At 44.6% G+C, this 6,295-nt stretch carries 7 protein-coding genes and 1 pseudogene; 7 read left to right on the forward strand and 1 reads right to left on the reverse strand.

The window, feature by feature from the left end:
• Positions 1-102: 102 nt before the first annotated feature.
• The 3 genes from modA to modC are packed head-to-tail and all read left to right on the forward strand — an operon-like array spanning position 103 to position 2,731.
• Positions 103-867: a molybdate ABC transporter substrate-binding protein gene (gene modA / locus Q4519_RS13745; protein WP_303513133.1), complete on the forward strand. Its 765-nt coding sequence runs from the start codon at positions 103-105 to the stop codon at positions 865-867.
• A gap of 26 nt (positions 868-893) precedes the next feature.
• Positions 894-1,586 carry a molybdate ABC transporter permease subunit gene (gene modB, locus Q4519_RS13750; protein WP_303513135.1) on the forward strand — a complete coding sequence of 231 codons (693 nt, stop codon included), beginning with the start codon at positions 894-896 and terminating at the stop codon, positions 1,584-1,586.
• Positions 1,583-2,731 (forward strand): molybdenum ABC transporter ATP-binding protein, encoded by a 1,149-nt coding sequence (gene modC / locus Q4519_RS13755; protein WP_303513137.1) that lies wholly within the window; start codon positions 1,583-1,585, stop codon positions 2,729-2,731. Before modB ends, modC begins: the two co-directional genes overlap by 4 nt.
• Here the strand turns inward: modC and Q4519_RS13760 are convergent.
• Positions 2,728-3,263, reverse strand: a pseudogene (locus Q4519_RS13760) (phage integrase N-terminal SAM-like domain-containing protein). The gene modC and the pseudogene Q4519_RS13760 sit on opposite strands and share 4 nt — an antisense overlap.
• Before the next feature lie 245 nt (positions 3,264-3,508).
• Here Q4519_RS13760 and Q4519_RS13765 point away from each other — a divergent pair.
• The 4 genes from Q4519_RS13765 (at position 3,509) to Q4519_RS13780 (ending at position 5,980) form a co-directional block, all read left to right on the forward strand.
• On the forward strand, positions 3,509-4,042 hold the full coding sequence (locus Q4519_RS13765; RefSeq protein ID WP_303513141.1) for a DUF4240 domain-containing protein: 534 nt from the start codon (positions 3,509-3,511) through the stop codon (positions 4,040-4,042).
• A 150-nt stretch (positions 4,043-4,192) separates the two neighbouring features.
• Positions 4,193-4,522, forward strand: coding sequence for a hypothetical protein (locus tag Q4519_RS13770; protein WP_303513143.1), 330 nt, complete (start codon positions 4,193-4,195; stop codon positions 4,520-4,522).
• Positions 4,523-5,040: 518 nt separating this feature from the next.
• Complete coding sequence (locus tag Q4519_RS13775) at positions 5,041-5,370, forward strand: hypothetical protein (RefSeq protein WP_303513145.1); 330 nt, start codon at positions 5,041-5,043, stop codon at positions 5,368-5,370.
• Positions 5,371-5,500: 130 nt separating this feature from the next.
• Positions 5,501-5,980, forward strand: a complete 480-nt coding sequence (locus tag Q4519_RS13780) for an N-acetyltransferase (protein WP_303513146.1) — start codon at positions 5,501-5,503, stop codon at positions 5,978-5,980.
• Positions 5,981-6,295: the final 315 nt, after the last annotated feature.

Below are 6,295 nucleotides of genomic sequence, written 5' to 3' on the forward strand. Positions count from 1 at the left end.
CGAAAATTAGGCAATTGATGGGCGATAAAAGTGAGGTATAGTTAGGGTTTTATGTACCAGAGCAAAATATGCCTAATAGAAAGCCAAGGATAACCTAGCACGATGTTAAAACGAGTTTTAGCTACACTGCTCGCTACTTGCTGCAGCATAAATATCGCGCAGGCCAATGAGGTGAGGGTGTTAGTTGCTTCTTCGTTGCAACCTGCAATGCAACAGTTGCTGCAGGCTTATCAATCAACCCATAACGATGTGAACATCACCTTGGTTACTGGCGCCTCATCAGCACTGGCTAGGCAAATTGAGCAAGGCGCGCCGGTGGATATATATGTTTCCGCTAATCAAAAGTGGATGGACTATTTACAGCAGCAGCCTAGGGTGGTCATTCACCAAAATCGTCTTTTATTAAGTAACCAACTGGTGCTGGTAAGTAAAAAAGCACAACTAGGTTTTAATTTAACTCAGCTGCAAAGCTGGCAAAATGTCCTTGCAGGGCAGCGGCTGGCGGTGGCCGACCCGCAACATGTGCCAGCCGGTATGTATGCGCAGCAAGCCATGACAACTTTAGGCTTATGGTCTGAATTAAAAGCACAAATGGCCTTTAGTCACAACGTGCGAGCCACCTTGGCTTTAGTTGAACGGGGCGCAGCAGCATTGGGAGTCGTGTATGCCAGTGATGCGTTCACCTCGAAACAAGTAGTGACAGTGGCGAAATTTTCTGACGCCTCGCACTCTCCTATTGTTTATCCTGCTGGGTTGTTGTCTGAGCAAAGTAGCGCTCACGCATTTTATGATTATCTTTGGTCTGAGCAGGCAAGAAACACTTGGCAGGCATTTGGTTTTGTTAATTTAAAACAAAACGTAAACTAAGTAAAAAATGGACACGATAAATATTCATGTTAACCGATTATGAATCACAGGCTTTACTACTTAGCTTAAAGGTATCCAGTGTCGCGGTGTTATGTAGCTTGCCAATTGGGCTGGTGGTGGCATGGGTGCTATCGCGTTGTCAATTTTGGGGTAAGAGCGTATTAGACAGCTTAGTGCATTTACCATTAGTGCTGCCGCCCGTGGTGACTGGCTACTTATTATTGCTGTCATTGAGCCCGCAGTCTGCCTTAGGGGCTTGGCTAGAGCAGTATTTGGGGCTGAGTTTTGCTTTTAGTTGGCGCGGCGCCGCCTTGGCCGCTGCAGTGGTGGCTTTTCCATTACTGGTGCGCTCATTGCGTTTGGCATTTGATAACGTTGACCCCAAGCTAGAACAAGCGGCACGCACTTTAGGTGCGGGGCCTATTCGTGTGTTTTTCACCATTAGTTTGCCATTAATTTATCCCGGCTTATTGGCTGGCTTAGTATTGGCTTTTGCCCGCAGTTTGGGTGAGTTTGGTGCCACTATTACCTTTGTTGCCAACATTCCTAATGAAACCCAAACCTTACCGCTGGCGATGTTTAGCTTTATTGAAACGCCGGGACAAGAGTTTGCCGCCGCGCGTTTGTGTGTGATTGCTGTGGTGCTGGCGTTAATGGCGCTACTTGGCTCGGAGTGGTTATCACGTAAAAACCAAACCAAGCGTGAGGGCGGGCGATGAGTGAATTAGCCAATTTGGTATTAGCCTGTGACAAGCGCTTGGGTGATTGCCGGTTAAGCCTTAATATCAGCTTGCCGCTGCAAGGGGTTGTGGGCATTTTTGGCCTATCAGGCTCGGGTAAAACCAGCTTAATCAACCTGATTGCGGGATTAATTAAACCTGATGCGGGGCGGATTGAATTTCAGCAGCAATGTTTTGTTGATCGTCAGCGCAAACGTTGGTTAGCACCTGAGCAACGACGCATTGGCTATGTGTTTCAAGATGCTCGGTTATTTCCCCATTACACCGTGCGCGGTAATTTACTTTATGGCCATCAAACCCGCGCCGACACGCCGGAAAAGTTAGCACGAATTGTTGGGTTATTGGGTATTGAATTACTGCTAGAACGCCACCCTAATGGTTTATCGGGCGGTGAGCGGCAGCGGGTGGCAATAGGTCGCGCGCTATTATCAGACCCACAATTGCTATTAATGGATGAGCCACTGGCCTCACTAGATGAACCGCGCAAGCAAGAGTTAATGCCTTATCTAAAAGCGCTCTCTAGCGAGTTTAACCTGCCGATTATTTTGGTTAGCCACAGCTTAAATGAAGTATTACAGCTGGTGGACCATCTGGTGCTAATGGATGCAGGCAAGGTTGTGCAGCATGGCCCACTTGAGCAAGTGTGGAACAGCCCCGCGATGCAGCCTTGGCTTGGCGTGACCGAACAAAGTGTATTATTAACCGCCAAGGTCGCCGAGGTAACCGACGATCACGGCATGTTACCCTTGGCGTTAGCGAACAAAGCTGACGAGGGCGGAAAACCATTGTGTTTGTGGAGCAGCTGCCATCGCGAGAAAGGGAAAGGACAGGTACTGCAAGCCGGTCATGACGTGCGACTAAAAATTCGCGCCGCGGATGTTGCGATCAGCCGTGAGCAACCCGAGCAAACCAGCATGCGTAATATCTTACCCGTTACCTTAGTGGGGATGACCGAGCTAGCCGATCAGCAAATCGAGTGGCTAATGGCCGTGGGCGAGCAATTCATTAAGGCGAGGATCACTGCTTGGGCGCAACAAGAAATGCAGTTAAAAGCGGGCGAATCGGCATATGCCTTGATCAAAGGAATTAACGTACTCGGGGTAAGTAAAAGAGTTAACAGCTAGATGATCCTTGATAAAGGACTCACCACACCATGCGCGCCTTGCTGTAATACATGGGTATAAATTTGAGTGGTGCGCACATCACTATGACCAAGCTGCGCCTGAACGGTGCGAATGTCTGCACCGTTTTGTAGTAAGTGCGTTGCAAATGAATGACGTAACGTGTGCGGAGTGACGTGTTTTTTTATGCCCGCTTGGTAAGCGGCTTTTGTAACGGCGCGTTGGAGCTGCTTTTCATCAATATGATGGCGGCGGATCAGCTTAGTTTCAGGGAAAGTGGGCGTTGAATAATTTCTTTGTATAAAAAGCTCAACGTATTAAGGGCCTGCGCCTGAGTGCCTGCTGCGACATTCTGCTGATTCACCAAGTGGCTTAAAAATTGTTCCACTTCCAAATCTGACATGTTGTTAGGGTGGCGCATACCACTGAAGCGGATAAAGCTCGCAATCCAAAATAGATAGCTCTCAATGGTGCGTTTAGCATAGCGGCGGCTATACATGTGCTCTTTTATCATAAGGAGAAAGGCGGACTTCATGTGACAAACCTTTTATCATATTGGATACTGTATTTATAGACAGTGTTATGTAAAGTGTCCAATAACATTATTAGTCAGCGTTTTGTCGGAATATAACAGCGAAGGCTCTATGAAGCCGATAATTGATTGTTTACTATAGATAAAAATGATGTAAATATTGTGGATATGTTTTAGACGCCGTTTTGGGGCGTTTTATCACCCCATTATGGGATCTAAGAAGCTGTTAGCTTTACATGGAAGCTTCAATGAACGAACAAGAATTTTGGAATATTATTGAGAGTGCTGGGTCACCAGAAATTAAAGACCCTGAAGAGCAGTGCGAAGCAATTTCAGAAGCTCTTTCTTCTAGAAGCAAAGAGGAAGTAGTTAAATTTCACAATATCCATCGTACTGTTTTAAATCGAGCTTATACCTGGGATCTAATCGAAGCGTGTTACATCATTATTCATTACGTCTCAGATGATGTGTTCGAAGACTTCAGGAACTGGATAATCTTGAATGGGCGCGACCGATTTGAGCACTCTCTGAGCAATGCTGACTATTTAGCCTCGTTTATTAATGTGGTCGATCCTGTTGAAGAATTAACTGGCGAAGCACTTTTGTATGTTTGTGAGCAGGCTTACGACGGCGAAATAGAAGAGCTGGAAGAGCAATATGAATATCCGGCGGAACCTGATATCAAAGATGATTGGCCTCCAGTTTCTGTTTTAAAAACTAAGTACCCAGAACTTTTTTCGAAATACTGGGATGATTCATTGGAGTATCAGGGTGGCAGCTAACAAGTCAAAGCACTCGGACATGGCAAAGCTGTCGCCTTTTTTGTTCCAAAAAAGTCGCCATCTTCACCATGCCGGTGTTTGAGGCGTTAACACTCTATGAATCATTACACTCCGTACCAAGAAAGACTCAATAGAAGCCCCGATTTCGTTGTGGAGTATGAGATAGATCTTTGTGACGAGTTAAAGGGCGCTAAACCTGCTCAAGGAATGCGAGTAGATTTCCTCTACGAAGGAGACAATCCTCAAGTTGAAGGCGTTCATATGATCTGGCCTGAGTTGCTTGATGAGAATTGCGACGTCATCTTGGATACAACGCCGGGTTACATTGCGAAACGAGGCAAGGCTAATATGTGGGTTGTTGATGAAACTCGGCGTCCATATCACGCTGAGCGTATAAAGGTAGGCTCAAAAGGAACTTGGTGGCGTGGCGGGCGCATAGCGAGACTCACCGTCATAGATGCCGAAGGCCTAAAGCGTTAACAAGGCCAACCATAAGGGATAGCGCAAGCTGTCATAAAATTTGAAACAAATTTTCCGCCAGCCAGCGCTACCCATGTTGGCGGCGTTAAATGGCACGAGGAATTAATTGAAAACTAATACTTGCGGTGAGTGCGGAAGTTTATATTTTTCCTATAAATCTAAAATGAGTTCGCTGTGTCCTGAGTGCTCGCATTATTTGTATGGCTATGAAAACTGTAATCATAAATTTGAGAATGCGAGATGCACTTATTGTTACTGGGATGGTTCAATTTCTAGCTATGTTAAAAACATAAAAGAATCGACATCATAAGAATAGCATTGGATGTAATTTTCGAAATTGGTTTATTTAGCTTCATCAATGAACATCGTTGAAAGTTAATTTAAAATTACAAAGGGTTGTTGTACCGAATTGTTTTTTAAATTCATTGTGCAAAGTTCAGCCATTTAACATACAAGAATAACATACAAGAAAATACAGGTGACGCCTGCGTCGCACCTGATTTAGGCGTTAAATGTCTATGAGTATCTCAGAAAGCACATATTATAGAAGGCAACATGTTACGGGCCACGGTTGTGTATTGGTTTCTATAAAATTTGGGGTAACTCCGGATAATGGAGTACTTGTTGTAAAGCGTCTTGGCTTAAACCAAGATGATGCTCAAATTCAATTTGACGTAGAGCGTCACAAAGAAGAAATAATAGAGGGCGTGCAAGAAGCCAATAATAAGTATGGCGGTGTTCTGCAAGTTCAAGAAATTGAGGTGGTGCCAAATGACTACCCTAAAGAGGGCCAAGCTAGGTATGCAGCATTTCAAATTGCAGAGCACGTGCTTGGTAAAAACATTTAACAAGTTTAGGCACGGCGACCCAAAACACTCCGCTTGAATTTGTGCGGAAAAGACAATCGCACAAATCCAAGCTCCGGCCTTGGGCGCGTGCTAAAGGCGTTATGTGCTTATTCAGAGAGTTACCTTAACTATGAAAGTATCATTAAAAGCTATGGATGAAAGCTCTTTTACAGAGTATTTAAATTTGGTCATTCCTCATTATGCACAAGATAATATTGAGTCTGGTCGTTGGGAAGATTTTGATATATTAGACCGTTCTAAAAAAGAATATGATTGGCTTTTGCCTGATGGATTAGATACCAAAAATAATTACCTGTTCAATGTTATAGAATCCGAAAGTAACATTGAGGTTGGCTATATTGGAATTAAAGTTGAGGAGTATGCTTCTACAAAATCTGCCTTTATATATGACATTGGTATCTACGAAGAGTATCGGAGAAATGGCTATGCAAAATCAGCACTCAATCTAATCGAGAAAGTGGTCTCAGAACTCGGAGTGACAAGTGTTGCTCTTCATGTATTTAATCAAAACGAAGGTGCAAAAGCTTTGTATAAAAGCATTGGCTACGGCGTGGTTAGTCATAATATGTGCAAAGTAATCAGCACATAACATACAAGAATAGGTGTCGCGAAGCCGACACCCATATTCAGGTGTTGGACAAGCCCGGAGCCTCGATAAGCTCGACTTCTTTCCTTATTAAGCAAATTACGCTGTGCTGCCTTGGCCGCGCTTAGCCTGAGTACCTTTCTCAAGGCGAGCGGGATGGATGCAAGGGGCGTCGTGTTGTAAACGCTAACCTTATCAGTTTGTTACTTCTTGCCTATGTGTTGTGTCTGTCTGTTTATTCGTAAGCGCATCATAAACCCCGCATTCTAATCCCCTAGCACGAAGAATAAGATCAAGTCTCCAACCATGAGGAGATTT

This window comes from Motilimonas sp. 1_MG-2023, from assembly GCF_030547455.1.
GTDB lineage: Bacteria > Pseudomonadota > Gammaproteobacteria > Enterobacterales > CBDFNC01 > Motilimonas.